Raw genomic sequence first — 21,343 nt, forward strand, 5'->3', positions numbered from 1 at the left:
AGATACCGCATGCAAGATTTCGTACACCTACACGTTCACACCTACTACTCTATCCTTGACGGCCAGGCGAGCATCCCCAAGCTCGTGGACAAGGCCGTGGGCAACGGTATGCGCGGAATGGCAATCACCGACCACGGCAACATGATGGGCATAAAAGAGTTTTTCAACTACTGCAAAGGCATCAACGGCAAGCGCAAGGACAAGGGCGAGGAACCGTTCAAGCCTATTTTCGGTTGTGAGATGTATGTGGTGCGCAACGGCCGACGGCTTACAGACAAGGACAAGTCTGCGGGAGACTCAGGCGGTAATCACCTTGTGGTGCTGGCGAAAAACGAACGCGGCTATCACAACCTTATTAAACTGGTGTCGAAAGCATGGGTAGAGGGCTTCTACGGACGACCGAGAACGGACCACGTGGAACTGGAAAAGCACAGCGAGGGACTCATCGTCTGCTCGGCGTGCATCGCCGGCGAGGTGCCCGCCAAGATTCTTAACAATGACATAAAGGGTGCCGAGGAAGCCATTTTATGGTTCAAGCGGGTATTCGGCGACGACTATTACCTGGAATTGCAACGGCATGAGGTGAAGCGCCCCGATATTAAGGCCAATCGTGAGACGTTTCCTTTACAGCAAAGAGCCAACAAGGTTATAATCGAACTGGCCCACAAGCACGGCGTGAAACTGGTATGCACGAACGACAGCCACTTCGTAGACGAGGAGAACGCCGAGGCACACGACCGTCTGCTTTGCCTGTCTACCGGTAAAGATCTCGATGACCCTACACGCATGCTGTATTCGAAACAGGAATGGTTCAAGACCAGGGAGGAAATGAACGAGGTGTTCTCCGACGTTCCCGAAGCGCTGGCCAACACCTGCGAAATACTCGACAAGGTGGAGACATACTCGATAGACCACGATCCAATCATGCCGTTCTTCCCAATCCCCGAGGAGTTCGGCACGGAAGAAGAATACCGTGCGAGACTCACGGAACAGCAACTGTATGACGAATTCACATCGGACGAGAACGGCCAAAATCCGCTTCCGCCCGAGGAAGGAGCGAAAAAAATAAAGAAACTGGGCGGATACGACCGTCTGTACCGTATCAAGTTCGAGGCCGACTATCTGAGCAAACTGGCCTACGACGGAGCGTACAAGCTCTACGGCACGCCACTGTCTGACGAAGTGAAGGAACGTGTGAACTTCGAACTGCACATAATGAAGACGATGGGATTTCCCGGCTACTTCCTCATCGTGCAGGACTTTATCAACTCCGCCCGCGAGGAGCTGGGGGTGATGGTCGGTCCGGGGCGCGGCTCGGCTGCCGGTTCGGTGGTGGCCTATTGCCTCGGCATCACCAAGATAGACCCCATCAAATATGACCTCCTGTTCGAGCGCTTCCTCAATCCCGACCGAATTTCGCTCCCCGATATAGATACCGACTTCGACGACGACGGCCGCGGTCGTGTGCTCGAATGGGTGGAAGACAAGTACGGGCACGACAAGGTAGCGCACATCATTACCTATGGAACCATGGCAACCAAGAATTCCATCAAGGATGTGGCGCGCGTGGAGAAACTGCCGCTCGAACGAAGCAAACAGCTATGTAACGCTATCCCCGACAAACTGCCCAATGGCCTGAAGATGAACCTGGCCAATGCCATAAGCGTAATCCCCGAACTGAGAGAGGCGGAAGCCAGCGCCAACAAACTCGAAAGCGAGACGATAAGATACGCCAAGATGCTCGAAGGCACGGTGCGAAACACCGGCATACACGCCTGCGGAACGATTATATGCCGCGATGCCATCAGCGACTGGGTGCCGGTGTCTACGGCCGAAGACAAAAGCAATCCCGGCCACAAGTTGCTCTGCACGCAATACGACGGCCACGTCATCGAGGAGACCGGCCTCATCAAGATGGACTTCCTCGGCCTCAAAACGTTGTCACAGCTCAAAGAGGCCGTGGAGAACGTCAGACTGAGGCACGGTGTGGAGATAGATCTCGACAACATACCGATAGACGACGAGCTGACATACCGGCTTTACTGCGAAGGCCGCACGATAGGCACGTTCCAGTTCGAGTCCGCCGGCATGCAAAAGTATCTCCGCGAGCTGCAGCCGTCGGTCTTCGAGGACCTGATTGCCATGAACGCGCTCTACCGTCCGGGGCCCATGGACTACATTCCGTCGTTCATCGCACGTAAAAACGGACGGGAAGAGATTAAATACGATATCCCCTGCATGGAGAAGTACCTGAAAGACACATACGGGATTACGGTCTATCAGGAGCAGGTCATGCTTCTCTCCCGGCAACTCGCCAACTTCACCAGAGGCGAGAGCGACGCCCTCCGCAAGGCGATGGGAAAGAAGAAGAAGGCCATCGTAGACGCCATGAAGCCTAAATTCATAGAAGGCGGCAAGGCAAACGGCCACGATCCGAAAGTACTTGAAAAGATATGGTCCGACTGGGAGAAGTTCGCCTCATACGCATTCAACAAGAGTCACGCCACGTGCTACTCGTGGGTGGCTTACCAGACAGCATATCTCAAAGCGCACTACCCGGCCGAATTCATGGCTGGCATCATGAGCCGAAGTCTCGACAACATAAACGATATCACCAAGTTCATGGACGAATGCCGCGCGATGGGCATCCCGACGCTCGGCCCCGACGTGAACGAGAGCCGCCAGAAGTTCAGCGTAAACAAGAAAGGGGAAATCCGGTTCGGCATCAGCGCCATAAAGGGCGTGGGCGGAACGGCGGCCGACGCCATCATATCGGAACGCGAAACGAACGGCCCTTACAAGAGCATTTTCGACTTCATACAGCGTATCAACCTCAACGCCGTAAACCGGAAATGCGTCGAATCGCTCGTGCTCAGCGGCGGTTTCGACAGCTTCGGCATCAGGCGCGAGGACTTCTTTGCCAAAAATCCGAAAGGCGAGGCATTCATAGATACCTTCGTACGTTACGGACAGACATTCCAAATGGAGATGAACCAGATGCGCAACTCGCTCTTCGGAGGCGACAACGAAGTGGAGATTGCCACCCCGCCGATAATAAGGGGCGAGATGTGGAGCGATATCGAGCGGCTCAACAAGGAACGGGATCTTGTCGGTATATACATATCGGCGCACCCGCTCGACGAGTACAAGATAATACTTGACAATCTTTGCAACACCAAATGCAGCGAGCTATCGGACATTTCGCAACTCCAAGACCGGGAAGACATCATCATGGGAGGTATCGTCACGGCTGTCACTTCGAAGTTCACGAAAAACGGAAAGCCATGCGGTTTCGTGACGATAGAAGATTTCGAAGGCTCCGGCGAGCTGGCACTCTTCGGTGAGGAATGGGGACGCTGGAACGGCATGTTCAAGGAAGGATGCACCATTTACATGACAGCGAAGTGCCAGCAACGCTACCGCGACAGCAAATTCTTCGACCTTCGCCTCCAAAACATCGAGTACTTACAGTCTGTGAAAGACAAGGCCATCGACCGGATAACCATCTCACTTCTAACAGATGAGCTGAACGACCAGATCGTTACCGAACTGAACGAGATCATAAACGAGAACCCCGGACAGACCAAACTGTTCTTCCGCCTGCACGATTCGAGCGGCAAGAACCACGTGTTGCTACGCAGCGGCAACCGGATGGTAGACGTAAAACGAAATCTCATAGCCTATATCGAGCAGAACAAGAACGTGCTCGACTATAAGATTAACTGACGGACGAACGCCGACGGCATTTCAAACATCAGGCAACAAATAAAGCAGATGGTCGTGAACGAAAGCTCACGACCATCTGTTTTTTATTCCATTAAAACTCAAAAAGCCTTCACACAGACATTATCATCATCTCCTCCGCCTGCCGCTCCACAGGCAAACAGCCGCAAGTATGCCCATGACAAATATAAACAAGAGCGCAAACACACCGGAAGATGTGTATATCCGGCCCGTATGCGCTTCGAGAGCCACGTTCCACAGCGACATTGGCAACGTGGAAAGGCATTCCGGTTGTCCGATCACTGATGTCCCGTTATCATACTCCACTACCGTGGGCATCGGCTCGCCGGTAGCCGAACGCACACATATATCGGCTGAATAGCCGCTCACGGCATGCTTGCCGAATGGAGGCCCCGGCTCGGGCGAAACACTGTCGCCGGTAAACCGGTCGGTAATGCGCCCCGTACTCCTGTCCCAAAGGTACATCCCCGAGAACGAGCCGGCAAGCCAACGGTTGCCTCCCGGCTCACGTTCAAGCACGTTCAAGCCCATCACACTGACAGCGGGAGCTTCGCGCAACGGCTCGGGAACACTCCCGAACTCCTTTAACGAGTAAAAGCCTTCCGACGTGGAGAGCATCCAGTCGCCCGCTACATCATCCCTGCGCAGCATCCGCAACTTGTCCGTCCAAGGATTGCCACTGTCCAACGACGTGAACGGTACGGCCGGAACATCGCACGACAGCAATCCTATCATGACAGGCGGGCGCAGGCTCCACCCGGTGACAACCACCAAAAGCAACAGATACAGGGTCTTGCGGCCGGCATAGTCGTGCACCCGCCGCATCTTTTTCAATGCCGAAGAAATACACGCGCCACCCTTTCCACGCCTCAACACACCGAGCAACAGCCAATAAGCCACACCCGTAATACATAGGACGACAAGCACAACGGCGACCAAATCCATCACCAAACGCCCCGAAAGGCCGAACAATTCGCCGCTGTGAAGCATCCATACCGTGCGAAAGAGGCTCACCGTGCCATCATGACCGGCAGGAGCACGCAATACAACCCGGCGGAACCCGCTGCCGCCCGGGCCGGAAACATAAAGGCACGAGCGTCCCACGACAATCACGCTGTCGCCGGACACCACCATGTCGGAAAGCCGCTCGCCGCCATTCGGCAGGGCCACTTGCGACCATCCGCCACGCTCTCCGCGCATGAAAAGGCCGAAAGGCGACAGCGCATAGAGTGTGCCCGAGGCCGCGCGCGCCATCGAACGGATGTTACGCATATCGGCGCCACACGGCAAGCCGTCGTTAAAGTCGGTCACGCGAACGGCGGAGCATAGCCCCGCCGGCAGGCTGTCCAACGCCACAAAAGGCTCGCCGGACACCAGAAACACCCCGCCGGCACCATAGACAAGCACCCGCCCCGCACTATCGGGCGAGTGCTTGCCACAGTCAAAGCGGCCGTCGCAGACCAATGTGCCGCGAAGCAAACCGTTATTCCAATCTTGAAAGCGATATACGGTGGGCAGCAAGCCGCGGCTCACACTCAATCCGGCAATGGCCCGGCGGTGGTTCAGCAACACGCCCGACACACAAAACACCACGATGAAGAAGCATGCGGCCAGCCCTGTCCATTTATGCAACGTCCTCCTGCTCACGCTTTCCTCTTCTTTACGGCCTCAACCCACATATATAAGGCAAGCGACACGAACGCGATGAGCATGACTATCATCTGCACCGCATACTTATGCGGCTCCACCCATATCTCGTTAAAGAAGTCCATGCGGCCGAGAATCTCCACCGGTGTCCAGAATACTATCACCGTGGCGATGGACATCCGTATGTTGGCACCCCACGAAGCGAGGCGCAACTGGCGGCGGAACATCAGCACGGCACCGGCCAAACAGCCCACGCCGACAAGGAAAGTGACGGGATGGCGGTCGCCGAGGAAGCGGCTGTCGTAGCAGAACATGAGCAGAAGATAGCTCGTCCAGAGAATCATGTTGAGCTCCATGAACGTCACTATGCTCGTGTGCCGGGTCATGGGGCGCGCCGCTATCTCCGTCTTCCGCCCCAGAAACAGCGTCCGTTGCCACCAGTTGATGAAGCCGCAACCGGTTTTAGTGCAGAAGACATACAGCATCATGACCATCATCCACAGGCCGAACGTGGCCGGAAGAATAAGGTACTCGGGCTTGGTGACTATCTCGCCGTCGACAATCTCGGGCTGCGTGCCCCAGCGGTTGGCGTAGTACTGAAAAAGAAACTCCACCCAACCTGTCCAGAAGAGCAGGCCGCCGAAAAGCCCGAGAAGCGTCTGCCGGGTGTCGCCCCGGACGAAAACACCCGCCACCACGACAGCCAGCCCCGCGCCTCCCATGGCGAAAGCCCAGCCGTGCACGGCCGAGGGAGGCATCGTCCGCTCCATCATTATCATCAGTGCGTGTCCGAGAGGCATCATGAACAGCACCAACAGAAAACTCATTACCGTTTTCCACCAGTTATTTTTTCTTTCCATAAAACAAGTTATTGTGCTTCCGCTGTGTATCGCCCGCCGGCCGGCACTCCGGCCGACAGCCACGAGACACAAGACGGAGGGTTAAAAAATCCTGTCGATATCCACCGAAAGGCCGACGCTGACGGTGGTTCCTGTTGTCACGGGCGACTTGCAGTAATAATACTCCGGCACGTAGCCTAACAGGTTGTCGACCGTCACCGACAGGCGGCAGGCGTCGAAAAGACGGTGCGAGGCCGTCAGTTTCCAGATGGCGTAGCCCGGATAATGCCGCTCCACGGTCTCCTCGAACGAAGCCAGCGAGTACTCCATGCAGTCAGCCGAAGAGAGCAACCGCCCCGAGAGCGATATGCCCGTGGCCTGCCGTGCGCTCCACCTCCGGTCGTAGTCGAGGCGCACCGTGGCCGCATGCGGACGGGTAGACAAGCCCACCGGCAGTCCGTTCTTCACGCTCTCATGGGTATATACGTAAGACAGATGAGCCGAAATGCCGCAGGGATAGCGTGCCGACACGCTCGCGTCGACTCCCGATATGCGCATGGACGACATGTTGACGTACGACTGTCCGCCGAGAGCCGTGTTCCACGCCGTGCTTATCCTATTGTCAACGAAGTTGCAGAAGCCCGTGACCGTGATGTTATACCGCCCCCGCGTGTACTCGGCCGAGAGTTGCAGGTTGTCGCTCGTCTCGGGACGGAGGCCGCTGTTGCCGTAGATCATGAATATCCCGGCCATGTCGTAGTCCATGAACATCTCTTTGAGAGACGGCGCGCGGAAACCGTCGGAGTACGAAGCGCGCAGCGACAGGTGCGGGAACCTGTACATCAGGCCGGCCTTCGGCGACACATGGCGCACGGACGCACCAGAGAAATAGTCGAACCGCAGGCCGCCGATGACGCTGAGCCGCTCTGTCAGCGCCCAGTCCATCTGCACGAAAGCGTCGATATTATACTGGCTTCGCGACCCGTTGCCGTCAAACTGGTAGGACATGAGGTAATCGCCGAACCAGTCTCCGCCGACAGAGAGCACCGTGTTTTCGGCAAACGAATGGTTGTACAACGCCCGCACCGCATGCTGGCGGTTGCTGTAATTGCGGTCGTCGCTGCCCGTCTTCACCGTATATTCGCTTTTGTCGTATTGGTCATAGCCGTAGCTCAGCTCGATGTTTCCCGCCGAACCGACCGACAAGTCGGCTCTCAGGCCTCCCGAATAATCCCTGTAACGGTCTTTGACGCTCTTCAACGTGTTGCGCTCACGGAAGAAATAACCGCCCCGGGCGGTGAGCGTCAGCCGCTCAGAGGGTTTAAACACGAGTCGTTCTTTCACGTTCCACGTCGTGTTTCCTATTATTTTGTTGAAGTCGCCGGCCGTGATTTGCCCTGGCTTCAGCAGGTTGATGTCGTCTACCGCCGTGCGCTGCACCGTGGTGACGCTGCTCAGCCCACCACTACGCAGCCCGAGCAGCCCGCCGTAGCGGTATTCGCCGTGCGCCCCGTGGCGGCCGCCGGCATTGGCCGACCAGTCGCGGCGCTGCTTCTTGCTGATGATGTTTATCACCCCGCCGACAGCGGCCGAGCCGTAGAGCGACGATGCCGCCCCTTTCACTATCTCTATGCGCTCGATGCTTTGCAGGTCGATGCGAGAATAGTCGATGTTGTCCATCGTCTCGCCCGCCATGCGCTCGCCGTCGACAAGAAACAGCACGCCGTTGCCGCCGAAGCCCTGCATGTCGAGCGTCGTCTGCTGGTTCATGGCGAAGGTGAACTCCATGCCGGGCAGTTCCTGCTGCAACAGGTCCTTGATGTCGGCGGCGTTGCGCTTCTCTATATCCGCCGCCGTGATGACACGGGTGACTATCGGCACGTCTTTCAGCGTCTTCGGCGTGCGTGTCCCCGTGACCACCACCGTGCCGAGAGCCACCGAGTCGCTCACCCCGGCTGCCGCCGACAAGCCCGCGGCCGGAATTTCCGCTCCTCGGCCGGCCGACACGGGAGCCGAGAGGACAAACGCCGACATGACAAACGCGAAATACCTGCTGCCGGACATTATTTGTTATCGGTGAATTTGAACACGAGGTCGAAAGGCATCTTGCCCACTTTCAACGAATATGTGAGCGCGAGTTTTCCACCTGTCACCGTTCCGTTGAGCGCTCCCCTGTATTCCTTTCCATCCACTTCAAGGTCTATCTCGGCCGGGCCGATGGTATATGCGCCATTGCCTGACGAGGCCACACTCACGCCTTTCATCGTGAAGCCGGCTATTACCATATCCGTGCCGCCCATATTATAAGACGCTCCCGGCAGCGTGAGCGTCGCCGTGCCGTCGCTCCCGGCAGCTATTTTCACCGTCGTGGCAAACGGGTCTATCGCAATACCGGGCATTGCGGGCAGGCTCATGTTCATCACTCCGGAGTAGTCTCCCGCCACATTCCCGGCAGCCGACGGAGTGCTGCCGCTTTCTTCATCGTCACCGCAACTTGCCGTTGCCACTGTCATGGCCGCCATCATCACGACCATCATCATCAAATTGAAAATCTTTTTCATTCAGTTTTAATTTTATTGTTTTGTCTTTTGTCTTTTTCCGGGTGCAAAATTAATTCTATTCCATTGACGGTGCAATACTTAAAAATTATGATTTTAACAATAAACGACTTTTATAGTTCAGAGTGTAGAGTGCGGATGAATAATATTTATTATTGATTTATGTATTTAAAGACAAGAGGGTGAACTCTATTTACCGTCCATGCCGGCCTTGTCTGACTACGAGTAATAATATAAAAACGCAAAGGGCGCAAAGACGCAAAGGTACATACCTGCCTTATTTAAATACGAGTAATCATACCTCTGCACCCTGAACCCTAAACTCTGTACTACGGATAATAATACCTCTGCACTACAAAACGCTTCTTCTGAATAATGTTGACAAAACGCGTTCCATAATTCGTTTATTTCAAAATAAAAACCCCGCGGCCGAAAATATCGCCGTATTTTGAGGTTTTCGCAAGTGCTTGTGTTTCAGCGTGATATGTCTGCCACCCCTACTCCACACAAAAAACCTACTCCACATACAATCCCGATTTTTCACAACCGGCGTCCCGTTGCGCCGCAACGGGCATTCCGTCATCACCCGACGACCAACCCGACGCACTGCAACCACTATCCAAACGCCCTCCAACGACTATCCCGTTGCAAAACAGCGGCAAAACCACCGTTTCTCAAAGAGCGGCCCGCAGCCTTGTGTATCGCAATCCGTATCGCACTGTTTTTTCTATTTCGACGAAAAATAAAGTGTTAAATTCGTGATATTATGTTTACAACCGCGGCATAAACCGTAGCGAACAACACCCGGCTGAAGCGTATGCCGCAGGCCATCGACCGCTCGATACAAAACAATGACCACTATATATATAATGTCCTTACACTGTCCCGTGCCCCAATCCCGCCGCATCCGCCGCGACGGCACGGAACCGAAAGGAACATTAAAAACATATTACTCTCACATAAAATTAGGTTATTTAACCACCCGCCGCTTGGCAGCGAACAAATAATGTCGTATCTTTGCACTATCAATTAGTAAAACACCATAAAACAAATAAAGCTATGGAAGTAAAGATTACAAACGAGAATTTCGAGACATTAAAGAATAGTGAGCAGCCGCTCGTAGTGGATTTCTGGGCTACATGGTGCGGTCCCTGCCGTATGATAGCCCCCATCGTTTCCGAACTCGCCGATGAGTACGACGGCAAGATAACCGTGGGCAAGTGTGACGTTGAGGAGAACGATGATGTGGCTGCCGAGTTCGGAATACGCAACATCCCAACCCTGCTGTTCTTCAAGAACGGCCAATTGGTAGACAAGATTGTGGGAGCTGCCTCAAAAGAGAAGATCAACGAAAAAATGCAAACCCTCCTCTGATTATGGCCGACTTTGAAGACGAGTTGCGGATGGACGAGGAGGAGAACGCACGCGAGGCGGAATTCATTCTCAACAATCTGCCGGCGGAAATAAAAGAGAAGTTCTCTACCGATGACATCCTGTACATGATGGATGCCATAGTGGAGTACTACTTCACCAGCGGAGTGCTCGATGCCGAAGGAGACAGCGACGGGTACATTGACATCGACCTGCAGAAAGTGGCAGAATACGTATGCAAAAAAGCTGAGGAAGACAAACGCGGAATATATGACCCCGACGAAATCTTCTTCGTGGCACAGGCCGATCTCGACTTTCAGGAAGGAACGGAATAATTTTCATAACGGTTTAAAGGAAAAGAGGAATGACAAGCTATCGCTGTCATTCCTCTTTCAGTTTGTCACGGCAAGGTTGCTACGGCATTCAATAACAAACCGCCATGGTTCGCAATAACGCTCATAATAATACGGCTGTATATTTCAATCCTTTATCAAAACAGTCCTTCCACCGTCTTCACGCTCGGCTATCTCCACCCTCAGAGCGTCTTCGGGCAACAGGTCTTCTATCAGTTCGGGCCACTCGATGAAACATAGAGCGCCACTGTAAAAATAGTCCTCGTAGCCCATGTCGTACACTTCGTCGAGTTTCTTGATGCGGTAGAAGTCAAAGTGATAGATGAGTTCATCGGTGGTATCGCTGCGATACTCATTGACGATGGCAAATGTGGGCGATGTTATGACGTCCGTGACGCCGAGTTCCTCACACACTGCCTTGATGAACGTAGTCTTTCCTGCGCCCATTTTACCATAGAAAGCTATCACCGTGCTTTCTCCGAGGGCAGCCACAAACTCATGGGCCGCCTCGCGGATATTTTCCAAATCGTTTATCTGTATTTCCATTTGCTTAATTCGTAATTTTCAATTTAACAACTGCATTTTCAGAATCCGCAACCAATCGCTGCGATACAAGCCTCATCACCGTTTCTTTCCTGTCATCGTCACCACAGGGATTATCATCTCTTCCATAGATATGCCGCCATGCTGGAATGTGTTTTTATAATAAGACACGTAGTAATTATAATTATTGGGATATGCGAAAAAAGAGTCACCAGTGGCGAAAACATAACTCGTACTGATGTTGGGAGCGGGCAACTGGGCTCGCCTCGGGTCTTTGATGACAAAGAGTTCCTTGCTGTCGTAAGCCAGGTTCTTTCCGAGTTTATAGCGCAGGTTGGTGTTGGTATTGCGGTCGCCGATTATTTTGACCGGCTTGTCTGTACGTATCGAGCCATGGTCGGTGGTGACAATCACTTTACAGTCTGTCTGCGACAGTAGCCTGAACAGTTCGGCTATAACAGAATGGCGGAACCAGCTCAGAGTGATGCTACGATATGCCGACTCGTTATTTGCCAGCTCACGGACCATCTTCGACTCCGTGCGTGCATGGCTGAGCATGTCTATGAAATTGAATACGACCACATTCAGGTCATTCCGCCCGAGATTTTTGAACTGTTGCATGAACTTCTCCGCTCCCGCAGAGTCGTTTATCTTATGATATGAATAGGTGTGACGACGGCGATAACGGTCGAGCTGCGTGCCGATGAGCGGTCCCTCATTGAGGTTTTTTCCTTCCTCCTCGTCTTCGTCAACCCATAGCTCGGGAAACATCTCGGCAATCCTGTTGGGCATCAAACCGCTGAAAATGGCATTGCGAGCATACTGCGTCGCGGTGGGAAGGATGCTGAAATACAAGTCCTCCTCTATGTCGAATGAGTCTCCTATCTCACCGGCTATCATCCGCCACTGGTCGTAACGGAAGTTATCAAACACCACAAGAAAAACCTTCTCGCCAGCGTCGAGTGCCGGGAACACCTTGCTCTTGAACAGCTCGGGACTCATCATGGGGTGGTCCAAGCCCTGAGATGACGGATTAAGCGCGTCTACCCAATCGAGATAATTCTTCTTTATGAACTTGGAGAAGCCGTTGTTGGCCTCTTCTTTCTGCATACAAAGCATCTCGGTCATGCTGCTTGACGTGCCGCTAAGTTCCAACTCCCAGTGCACAAGCCTGCGGTATAAATCAATCCAATCCTGATATGTGCGGCAGTCGCTTATCTGCATGGATATCTGTTGGAAATTCTGTTGATAGCCACTCTGCGTCACCTCCGTCACAATCTCCTTGCGATGTATGTTTTTTTTCAGGGCAAGCAATATCTGATTGGGGTTAACCGGCTTTATCAGATAGTCGGCAATCTTCGAACCTATGGCCTGGTCCATGATGTTCTCCTCCTCGCTCTTTGTCACCATCACCACCGGAACCGCGGGAGCAATCTCCTTTATCCGTTGCAATGTCTCAAGTCCGCTGAGACCGGGCATCATCTCGTCAAGCAGCACAAGGTCAAAGCTCTGCTGACGGCACTGTTCGACGGCATCAAGACCGTTTGTCACCGTGACCACCTCATAGCCTTTCTTTTCAAGAAACAGCAGGTGCGCCCGCAGCAATTCGATCTCATCGTCTGCCCAAAGTAATAATCCGTTGCTCATCTGTAAAAGTCTTCATCAAAATCGAAACCGTCTGCCGGCGGCTCATTGTTATTATTGTTCGGCGGCAGTCCGATACCGTCGAAAAGTTCATCGGCATTGCGGGTACCGGTTCCGTCGTTATCACTGCCGGCACCTTCGCCATCCTCATCCGCTCCATCTTCCCCGTTTTCAGGTTGCTCTATGGTCTCCGGAATATCGAGCAGGGACTCATCGCTGACCCGCAACGGAGCGAACGAGCGTTCGAAGAACCGCTCATAGTCAACATAACTATACCGGATGCCAAGCAGCTTCAAGTTCTCCTCACTTATTATTATACGGCGACAACCTTTCAATCGCTCCGCCATATCTTTGTCTGAATAGAGACGGCGGGCATATTGCAGGGCCTCATCGTAATTCAGGAAACCGCTGATAAGCATGCGGCTGATTTCTCCGTCGTCATCGACGACAATATCGAAATTACGGACGAGGAAATTGGAAAAGTTGTATCTCGCCATCTCATAAAGCAGCTGATTGGAATTGACAGAGTCCGGACGGAACGCAAGGAGGAACACGAAACCGGTATTCCTCTCCATGCTCAACGTATCGGTGGCTGTGGAGTCACTGTCAGCGGACACCCCGCGGCGAGACCATATATCGCCTATATCAAACTTGCCGCCATGCAAGCGCCTGCCGGCCTGCACACCTTTTATTATCATCCCGGCCAGTTCGGTAACCTCACTGTCGGGATATTTCTCCACCACTTCTTTCATATCGGCCACACACGCCGCAGCGTCTCCGTCGTTAAGATGCCCCAATCCGTTGATGAAAATGAACTTTGGACGGTTTATTCCGAGAGGGAACCGCTCGGCAGAAAGTCGTGCGTTCGCTTTGACCTCATCATACCTGTCGGCCTTGAAAGCATCGTATGTAGCGGCGTAGAGCGAATCTTCTATATGAACGCCAAAGCGGGCGTTCTCGGCAAAATAAGGATCGCTAAGCAATATTGTCCATTTGCTGTCGGGATAAGTATCGCGCAGACGAGCAAGGCAGTGTTCGGCCATGGCGGTATCGCCACGACGTGAATAAATAAGAAACAGGTGATACCACGCCTCGTCGTTTCTGTCATAGTCGGAATACTGTCCCGTGAGCCGAGTGAGCGCTTTCTCGCTGAGAGTGAGATTATCGAGTTTATCCTTGAAAATGACTCCTGAGTTGAACAGCCCGTCTTTTATTATATTGTCGCTTTCAGCCTTTTGTTCTTCCGTAAAAGGAATCTGTGCCATATAATACTCACGCTTATGGGGATCGTCAGCCACGCTATCGGCCGCCGCCCCGAAAACATCAGTAGTCACACTGTCGGTGGCAATGGAGTCGGAAACAGCCGTATCGTCAGAAAGTTCATCGACATTATTATCCACACCGGCCTCCATGTCGGCGGCAAGATTTACCACGGTGCGGTTGACACGCTGCCAATCGTCCGTATTCTCACGCTTTCCCCACAACCGTTGAAATGCTGCCTTACCCTGATTTACGACCATCGGATTGTAAAAATACCACTGTCCAGACTGATTTACAGGAGCCGCGGGGGTATTACCGGCCGCCTGGCCGTTGCCTTGCGCACCTTGCTGCTGCAACTGTTTCTCGACCTCAGCCTCCCGGGCGGCACGTTCTTCCTCCTTTTCCTTTTTCTTCAACGCCTCTATCACACGATCAATAGCGGCATTGCGCTCTGCCTCAGGCATTTTGGCCAATAGCTGAAGAGAGTCTTGCAGATGCACCGCCTCGGTATGGGGGACAAGTTCATCAAGAACCTTGGAACGCCGGGAGAGTTGCTCGTAGTCGTCCCGTTCCTTATCGAGCAGGCCTATCGCCTCTCCATAGCAACGCTGGGCATCGGCATACCGCTCTTTCACCCAATAAAGATCTCCAAGTTTCAGCAACAGCACGCCTTTCTCTATTCCGCCACGAACGGACTTCTCATTACCTTTCTCGTATGCCGCAATGGCATTCACTGTATCGCGCTCGGCAAGATATATGTTGCCGATGGCATAATAAACCTGATCAAGATAATCCTTATTATTGTCTGAAACAGCCATGCGGCGCAACCGACGTATCATCTGCCTGGAACGTCCTGCCGCCATGACCTCGGTCTGGGCTATGCGGGCGTTGAACTCCAACTCATACGGAGGACTCTGCCGCACGACCTTGCGAAACGCCCTATATGCCTCCTCACGATTGCCAAGCTTGGTCTGGATCTGCCCCATGAGATACCACTGACGGGCACGCTGCTTGCGGCGCCGTTCATGTTTTATCACCCGTGAAAGATATTTCACCGCCTCGTCATATTGCCGTGCATGTATGTAATAGTCGGCATAGGCATAGTCCCAGTCTCTCACCGCACGATAATGCATAGTGTCACGCCGCATCTTCGTTATCACGTCCTCGGCATCGTAGAGCCAGTCGAGTTCGGCATAGCTTTTTGCCAGCCATGCACGGGCTATGCCGTTGATGGCCGGTTGTGTGGCATACAAGCGGGACATATAGGAGAATGTGGCGGCAGCCTCATCGAAATCACCTTTCTGAAACTGTGACTTACCGAGCAAAAGCCATGCCCTCCACAAGAACGGATTATACTCGCGGCGGTTGAGCCACTCTATATCCTTGGCTGTCTTGCGACGGCTCTTGGTCCATTCGGGACGCCGCTTGATGCTGTGCAGCTTTATGGCCTTCTCCGATTTCTCTATCGCACGGTCGAAATTGGTCTTGCCAAGATCGCGGCTTGCCTTGTTGCCAACAGTATAGAGAGGTATCATCTCCGTGAAATTATCCTTGTTGCCGCTCTCTTTGGCCAGCGCTCCGTCTATAAATGCCTGGCTTCCGTTATAATAAGTATTGTATCGGGCGTTGAACGAATGCCACCAACGGCTCTTGCCGGTGTTCTTCTGCGTGGAACAACCCGCCACCACAAGCAGAACCGCGGCGGATAAAAGCAGGACTATATGTCTCGTTCTATGATGTGTCATCATTATATCTAAACTTCAGATATGTGGTTTTATTGTTTGCCAAAGGTTTTTCTTTTGACTCAACCGGCTATCAGAAGCATCATTTCATCTTTTATCTGGTCGGGTACGTTGATGCCCCGTAGCGAAAGGCTGCGACACCAGTCGGCCACCTCCTCCGGTCTCATGGAAAGCATCACGGCACCAAACTCATCGGCCTCGTCATCCGTATATCCGTCAGAAGGTCTGCCGGAATATGCGTCAAGCTCCTCGTCATCGAAATATTCGGGTTCTTTCGCTGCCGCTTCGAGCATGCAATCCATATTGCATTTAGTGCCGCCACCGGCACATCCCGAGCAGTCTTGCCCGACTGTCACCACACCGCCGTCATCGTCTGTGCGATAGAACAGTTTTGCCATTACGGCGGTCAATACGCCAAGAACAACTATTGCCGCTGCTAAAACGAACATAAACTATGGATTTACAGTTGGCGTATATCAAAGTCAACACGCCGCAAATCGTTCCAATACTGAGGATATGACTTGGTGACAACACCGGGATTGTTTATCCTCAGACCATCGATTTTCATCGAGAGAGGAGCAAAAGCGAGAGCCATGCGATGGTCTTCGTATGTGTCGATGACAGGTATCGGCTCGGCATCACACCGTTCTCCGGTCCATCTGAGTTCACGACCGTCTATTTCCTCTATGACATAACCGAGCTTGCGCATCTCAGTCTTCAATGCCTCTATACGGTCGGTCTCCTTTATTTTCAATGTCTGCAAGCCCTTGAAATGAAACGGTACGCCAAGTGCGGCACAGCAAGTGACAAACGTCTGGGCGAGATCGGGAGCATTGATGAAATCATATTCGAGACGCGGCACCATGCGACCGGTATTCTCTATTGTAACCATTCTCGGCACATCGGAACCGGAGACATCGAAAACAGTCTTCACTCCAAGCAGACTGAAAAGATATCTAACCGATGAATCGCCCTGCCTGCTACTGTCCGTCAACCCGGAAAGGGTAATCCTGCTGCCCGGCCCGCCAAGAGCGACCATCTCATACCAATACGATGCGGCACTCCAATCATTCTCTATATCATAATGATGTGCCGCATAAGGACGTGGTTTGACCTCTATAGTCCGATTGTCTTTCCACACTGCATCCGCTCCAAAATCGCCCATCATGCACAACGTAAGGTCGATATATGGGCGGGAGATTATTTCGCCCGTGAGGTTGAGCGTAAGCCCGCTACGCATCACGGGACCTATCATCAACAGGGCGGAAATATACTGCGAACTGACGTTTCCTTGTATTTCAAGTGTTCCTCCTTCTATCTCTCCGCCGGTGATACGCAGCGGCGGGAAACCTTCTTCACCCACATACTCTATGTTTGCGCCAAGACGGCGGAGAGCATTCACGAGCACACCAATCGGACGATGGCACATACGGTCTGTCCCGGTGATGACATGCGTACCCGGACGCACTGAAAGAAAGGCAGTCATGAAACGCATTGCCGTGCCGGCAGCCTTGATATCAATGACATCAGGCATGTCTGTAAGAGCTTTTACCATCACATCGGTATCATCACAGTCTGACAGATTGCAAGGTATCACATCGCCACCGGCAAGAGCGCTGATGACAAGGGCACGGTTACTGATGCTCTTAGACGACGGCAATTCTATCTCTCCTACAATCTGCCTCGGGGCGGTCAGTTCATATTGCATGTTTATATGGTTTTCTTTTTAATCTTAATAAATAATATGTATTACAAAAAAACACGGAATGAGCGAAATGAAACTCACCTCAAGCAACCGGGCATGATCATCAACCTGCGCCGAGACGCGCTCTGTCTCATCCGATGATGGTGCAAATCGAGAGAAAACATAGTTGTATGAAGCCACCGAAATGCGCCTATCTCGTGCAAAGATAGCCTAAATAGAATACACGGCAAAGGAAATAACATTAATTAATTAGCACACTGAATTTCCGTTAATCATAAGACAGGCGTCACAATATTTCTCTCGCAATCCAAGCACATGCCTCAGCATCGGCCAGTGCGTGATGATGCCGAGCGAGATTATAGCCGCACTCGGCCGCCACCGTTTGCAGCTGATGATTTGCCAGATACGGAAAAGCCCGGCGTGACGCCGAGTACGTGCAATGAAACAGATAGTCGGGATAGTCCATCTGATAGCAACGGAACACGGCTTTCAGGCATCCTTCGTCAAAGGATTTATTATGGGCCACAAGCGGCAGACCGGCTATCAACGGTTCTATATCCGCCCAAACTTTCGGGAACACGCGCGCTTCCTCTGTATCGTCACGGGTGAGTCCGTGCACCCGGGTACACCAATAGTTATAATAGTTTGGCTCAGGCTGAATAAGCGAATAGTACGTATCCGTTATCTCACCATCCCTGACCACAACCACACCTACAGAGCACACGCTCGTGCGCTCATTATTAGCTGTCTCGAAATCTATCGCCGCAAAGTCTCTCATATATATCCACGCATTTAACAGTTCAAACCAAACGATTGAAGGTCTGCCGGCATTTTACTTCTTATCTCACTTTAATCCAAAGAAATCCAAATCCGGATTTTTCATTATCACCTCAAACATATCACGCAGTGTGCATTACTTTCATCACTGGCGAATGGTGCCTCCTTATCTCTCCGAGTAATAAAGCGCACGAACTTAGAGCGTATCATACTCTCGGTATCTTTTGCGCAATCATCATCCGGGTCGAATTCTGTTACCATGAATTTACCTACACTACCGCATTTGCCGTCGTTTACCATAAAATCACAGCTGTCATAGTCTCTATCCACCAAAACTTACGGGATTTGCAATCTTTGCGACCAAACGCTCTTTCCATACCAAAGCAACTTTATTATTAACATGTGTCACACATTATAATCCGCTTTGCGCAACCACCGCGTTTTAACAAAAGAACCGATAAACAGAACCCACATTGCAAATTTAACCATTTCCATGGAATTACGAACAGAAAGACAAATGTTTAATAGCATGAGGAATGGAAAAGGCGGCACACAGCAGGATAAATAGCCGACGGAGACACCGTATTTTTAAAGACATAAGCGAATAGTGGAAAAGATATTCAAAAGCAGGAAACAATAAAAGAGCATCTTCATGCTGCCGCGATTAAACCATACATCATGTATGTCCGTCTAATAAAAACGGGATTTGAAATACTACTATCACTAAAACAATATCATAATGAACAAACTGTCAAACTATCGTTTTGCCGCGCTTGCATTATTGTGTTGCGCGGCCATGCAGCTTCACGCACAGGATCCGCGTGAACGCTATTACTACTACGAAGTGCTTGAACCCAAACACGAATACAAGCCAAAAGTAGACGGGTATGCAGCCGAAAGGATCACGGAGAAACTCAACCGCGGGCTTACAGCCGTACCGGCCAAGGACGGAAAAAGCGTATATCTCAGCTGGCGGCTGCTTGCCTCCGATGGCGATGGCGCAGCATTCCACGTCTACCGTAAGACAGGAGGCAAGACAAAACGTCTCACACGCAAACCAGTCACGACAACATGCGACTTTACAGATAAGGCTCCGACGGCAAAAGCTGTGTATAGCGTGAAAACAGTAAAAGGCAACGCCGATGAAGGACGGATTGAGGTTGAACTCGCAAAACTAAAGCCTTACACGTCAATCAAACTGAAAGATAACGACCGGGCCGGAAAAATCGCATTGGCCGACCTAAACGGTGACGGCACTTACGACTACATAGTGCGCACCCCTTCGAGCAACGTAGATCCAGGAATGCCAGGCGACAAGACCGGAATAACCTATAAGATATCGGCCTATCTCAACGACGGCACATATCTGTGGACATACGATCTCGGGCCGGGCATAGAGCCGGGAATATGGTATTCGCCTTTCGTTGTCTACGATTTCAACGGCGACGGACGTGCTGAGGTAGCGCTAAAGACTTCCGGCTCCGACTTTATCAAAGACCCGAAAGGCCGTGTGTGCGGCGGCAGTGAGTTCATGACAGTACTTGACGGCATGACAGGTAAGGAAATAGCTTCCGTGCCGTGGCCCGAACGTAACGACCGATATGGCAACCTGGTACGCCAGAACCGCAACCAGATGGGCGTGGCATTCCTTGACGGCAAGACTCCTTATATTCTCGCGGCGCGCGGCACTTACAAACTGATGGTGGTCGACGCATGGATGCTTAAAGACGGGAAACTCACTCGGGCATGGCGCTGGGACGGTGACGAGGAGAACCCGGTGATACGAAGCATGGGGGCGCACAGCATGGTGACAGGCGATGTGGATAACGACGGGCGCGACGAGATACTGCTCGGCTCGTGCATGCTCGACGACAACGGTACGGCACTATGGTCGTCGGGACTCGGTCATAGCGACAAGGCTTATCTGTGCAAGTTGCGTCCCGACTGGGAAGGGCTACAAGTATTCCTGGCTATTGAGCCGAAAAAAGAAGACGGAAGAGGCGTATGCGTGGTTGACGCCAAAACAGGACAACAGATATGGAATATCGGACATACTACATATCACGTGGGTAGCGGTATGGTGGCCGACTTCAATCCCGAATGGCCCGGAATGGAATGTTTCGCCGGCGAGGATCGCAAGGGTGGCAGCACGGATAAGTATCTGCTGACAGCAGACGGAAAGAAAGTGGAGACAAAACAGGGCGGAGTACCGGGAACCCACCCCTGGCTGTGGTGGGATGCCGACTTGCTTCGTGAGACTATAACCCGCAGCGGCAATAACGGTGACCGCAACAGCGGCCGCTGGACACAAAGTGTGTGGAAATGGAAAGGCGAAACGCTGACAGAAGACATCGAAGGCAGCATATTAATGACAGCTGACATTGACGGCGACTGGCGCGAAGAGATTATAACGGCATTGCCGGGTGAGTTGAGAGTATACCGCACCGCCATTCCGGCACGTGACCGCCGCGTCACACTCATGCAGGATCCGCTATACCGCAGCTATATAATGCACGGCAGTATGGGATATCCTCAATCACCGGTCACTTCATATTACTTAGGAGAATAAGCTTGAATAGAGAGCCTGCGTCATTCATGCCGGCTCTCTATTATAAGTTTTATTGAAATATCTGTCTTAAAATCATCTATAAAGATATTATTTCTTTATTTCATATTTTACCGTCTGACTCCACGAAACATCTATTTTTCATATCTGAGATAAAAAAACACCGACAAAATTTGCATCTTTCGTCTATTATAAGTAACTTTGCACCCGCATTAAGGATATTACATACTTAATCGGGATGTAGCGCAGTTGGTTAGCGCACGCGTCTGGGGGGCGTGAGGTCGCAAGTTCGAGTCTTGTCATCCCGACAAAACCTGCATAAATCGTTGTAGAACAACTCTTTATGCAGGTTTTTGCTTTTAATGGTCGGACAGAAGTCAGACAACACATATCTATCGAGTATTAACGTATTTCTTTTCGTCGCTGAAAAGAAATAAAAAAAATGCCTACAACCGAAAAAATCGCAATTAATGAAATAAAGGGATATACACCCCCTTTATTGTCAATGGGAAAACAAAATTTTGTTTATTTCTACGCATTCGGGGTCAGCGGATTTTTCCGGTGGGCGGGAGAGAGTATCAAGAGTATAATGTG

General features: G+C 52.0%; 15 protein-coding genes and 1 tRNA gene. 5 read left to right on the top strand and 11 right to left on the bottom strand.

The features are described from left to right. Positions 1 to 9: 9 nt before the first annotated feature. A complete protein-coding gene (dnaE, locus tag MoGM_RS07800; RefSeq protein WP_104369522.1) occupies positions 10 to 3,726 on the top strand; it encodes a DNA polymerase III subunit alpha in 3,717 nt (1,238 codons plus the stop codon). Positions 3,727 to 3,852: 126 nt separating this feature from the next. Here dnaE and MoGM_RS07805 read toward each other — a convergent pair whose 3' ends face one another. From MoGM_RS07805 to MoGM_RS07820, 4 genes are all read right to left on the bottom strand, one after another. Beyond that, positions 3,853 to 5,391, bottom strand: coding sequence for a PepSY domain-containing protein (locus MoGM_RS07805; protein ID WP_104369523.1), 1,539 nt, complete (start codon positions 5,389 to 5,391; stop codon positions 3,853 to 3,855). Then, on the bottom strand, positions 5,388 to 6,251 hold the full coding sequence (locus MoGM_RS07810; RefSeq protein WP_104369537.1) for a hypothetical protein: 864 nt from the start codon (positions 6,249 to 6,251) through the stop codon (positions 5,388 to 5,390). The genes MoGM_RS07805 and MoGM_RS07810 overlap by 4 nt, the downstream gene beginning before the upstream one ends. Before the next feature lie 81 nt (positions 6,252 to 6,332). After that, entirely contained in the window at positions 6,333 to 8,294 is a 1,962-nt protein-coding gene (locus MoGM_RS07815) for a TonB-dependent siderophore receptor (RefSeq protein ID WP_104369524.1), read from the bottom strand. Then, complete coding sequence (locus MoGM_RS07820; protein ID WP_104369525.1) at positions 8,294 to 8,791, bottom strand: calycin-like domain-containing protein; 498 nt, start codon at positions 8,789 to 8,791, stop codon at positions 8,294 to 8,296. Before MoGM_RS07820 ends, MoGM_RS07815 begins: the two co-directional genes overlap by 1 nt. 1,056 nt (positions 8,792 to 9,847) lie before the next feature. Between MoGM_RS07820 and trxA the strand changes: the two genes are divergently transcribed. Together trxA and MoGM_RS07830 are read left to right on the top strand one after the other, a co-directional pair. Continuing rightward, complete coding sequence (trxA, locus tag MoGM_RS07825) at positions 9,848 to 10,162, top strand: thioredoxin (RefSeq protein WP_104369526.1); 315 nt, start codon at positions 9,848 to 9,850, stop codon at positions 10,160 to 10,162. 2 nt (positions 10,163 to 10,164) lie between these two features. Beyond that, positions 10,165 to 10,494, top strand: a complete 330-nt coding sequence (locus MoGM_RS07830; protein ID WP_104369527.1) for a hypothetical protein — start codon at positions 10,165 to 10,167, stop codon at positions 10,492 to 10,494. Positions 10,495 to 10,638: 144 nt separating this feature from the next. Here the strand turns inward: MoGM_RS07830 and tsaE are convergent, their stop codons facing one another. From tsaE to MoGM_RS07865, 7 genes are all read right to left on the bottom strand, one after another. Then, on the bottom strand, positions 10,639 to 11,058 hold the full coding sequence (tsaE, locus tag MoGM_RS07835) for a tRNA (adenosine(37)-N6)-threonylcarbamoyltransferase complex ATPase subunit type 1 TsaE (protein WP_104369528.1): 420 nt from the start codon (positions 11,056 to 11,058) through the stop codon (positions 10,639 to 10,641). A 75-nt stretch (positions 11,059 to 11,133) separates the two neighbouring features. Continuing rightward, a complete protein-coding gene (locus tag MoGM_RS07840; protein ID WP_104369529.1) occupies positions 11,134 to 12,702 on the bottom strand; it encodes a PglZ domain-containing protein in 1,569 nt (522 codons plus the stop codon). Further along, on the bottom strand, positions 12,699 to 15,707 hold the full coding sequence (locus tag MoGM_RS07845) for a tetratricopeptide repeat protein (protein WP_371410516.1): 3,009 nt from the start codon (positions 15,705 to 15,707) through the stop codon (positions 12,699 to 12,701). Before MoGM_RS07845 ends, MoGM_RS07840 begins: the two co-directional genes overlap by 4 nt. 56 nt (positions 15,708 to 15,763) lie before the next feature. Then, entirely contained in the window at positions 15,764 to 16,150 is a 387-nt protein-coding gene (locus MoGM_RS07850; RefSeq protein ID WP_104369530.1) for a hypothetical protein, read from the bottom strand. A gap of 11 nt (positions 16,151 to 16,161) precedes the next feature. Further along, positions 16,162 to 17,409: a 3-phosphoshikimate 1-carboxyvinyltransferase gene (locus MoGM_RS07855; RefSeq protein ID WP_104369531.1), complete on the bottom strand. Its 1,248-nt coding sequence runs from the start codon at positions 17,407 to 17,409 to the stop codon at positions 16,162 to 16,164. 283 nt (positions 17,410 to 17,692) lie between these two features. Next, the gene (locus tag MoGM_RS07860) at positions 17,693 to 18,184 is read right to left on the bottom strand and encodes an exonuclease domain-containing protein (protein ID WP_104369532.1); all 492 of its coding nucleotides are present in this window, start codon (positions 18,182 to 18,184) and stop codon (positions 17,693 to 17,695) included. A gap of 107 nt (positions 18,185 to 18,291) precedes the next feature. Then, positions 18,292 to 18,513 (bottom strand): hypothetical protein, encoded by a 222-nt coding sequence (locus MoGM_RS07865; RefSeq protein ID WP_104369533.1) that lies wholly within the window; start codon positions 18,511 to 18,513, stop codon positions 18,292 to 18,294. A gap of 409 nt (positions 18,514 to 18,922) precedes the next feature. Here MoGM_RS07865 and MoGM_RS07870 point away from each other — a divergent pair, with 409 nt between their 5' ends. Beyond that, positions 18,923 to 20,752, top strand: coding sequence for a silent information regulator protein Sir2 (locus MoGM_RS07870; RefSeq protein WP_104369534.1), 1,830 nt, complete (start codon positions 18,923 to 18,925; stop codon positions 20,750 to 20,752). A gap of 231 nt (positions 20,753 to 20,983) precedes the next feature. Then, positions 20,984 to 21,057, top strand: a tRNA-Pro gene (locus tag MoGM_RS07875). The last annotated feature ends 286 nt before the right edge of the window (positions 21,058 to 21,343 follow it).

The organism is Prevotella sp. MGM1, from assembly GCF_002933775.1.
GTDB lineage: Bacteria > Bacteroidota > Bacteroidia > Bacteroidales > Bacteroidaceae > Prevotella.

Bases quoted from the DNA above. Each gene is read 5' to 3' on its own strand.
- MoGM_RS07855 (WP_104369531.1), bottom strand. From the start codon at position 17,409: ATGCAATATGAACTGACCGCCCCGAGGCAGATTGTAGGAGAGATAGAA.
- MoGM_RS07830 (WP_104369527.1), top strand. From the start codon at position 10,165: ATGGCCGACTTTGAAGACGAGTTGCGGATGGACGAGGAGGAGAACGCA.
- MoGM_RS07820 (WP_104369525.1), bottom strand. From the start codon at position 8,791: ATGAAAAAGATTTTCAATTTGATGATGATGGTCGTGATGATGGCGGCC.
- trxA (WP_104369526.1), top strand. From the start codon at position 9,848: ATGGAAGTAAAGATTACAAACGAGAATTTCGAGACATTAAAGAATAGT.
- MoGM_RS07850 (WP_104369530.1), bottom strand. From the start codon at position 16,150: ATGTTCGTTTTAGCAGCGGCAATAGTTGTTCTTGGCGTATTGACCGCC.
- MoGM_RS07815 (WP_104369524.1), bottom strand. From the start codon at position 8,294: ATGTCCGGCAGCAGGTATTTCGCGTTTGTCATGTCGGCGTTTGTCCTC.
- MoGM_RS07810 (WP_104369537.1), bottom strand. From the start codon at position 6,251: ATGGAAAGAAAAAATAACTGGTGGAAAACGGTAATGAGTTTTCTGTTG.
- MoGM_RS07845 (WP_371410516.1), bottom strand. From the start codon at position 15,707: ATGATGACACATCATAGAACGAGACATATAGTCCTGCTTTTATCCGCC.
- MoGM_RS07870 (WP_104369534.1), top strand. From the start codon at position 18,923: ATGAACAAACTGTCAAACTATCGTTTTGCCGCGCTTGCATTATTGTGT.
- dnaE (WP_104369522.1), top strand. From the start codon at position 10: ATGCAAGATTTCGTACACCTACACGTTCACACCTACTACTCTATCCTT.
- MoGM_RS07840 (WP_104369529.1), bottom strand. From the start codon at position 12,702: ATGAGCAACGGATTATTACTTTGGGCAGACGATGAGATCGAATTGCTG.
- tsaE (WP_104369528.1), bottom strand. From the start codon at position 11,058: ATGGAAATACAGATAAACGATTTGGAAAATATCCGCGAGGCGGCCCAT.
- MoGM_RS07860 (WP_104369532.1), bottom strand. From the start codon at position 18,184: ATGAGAGACTTTGCGGCGATAGATTTCGAGACAGCTAATAATGAGCGC.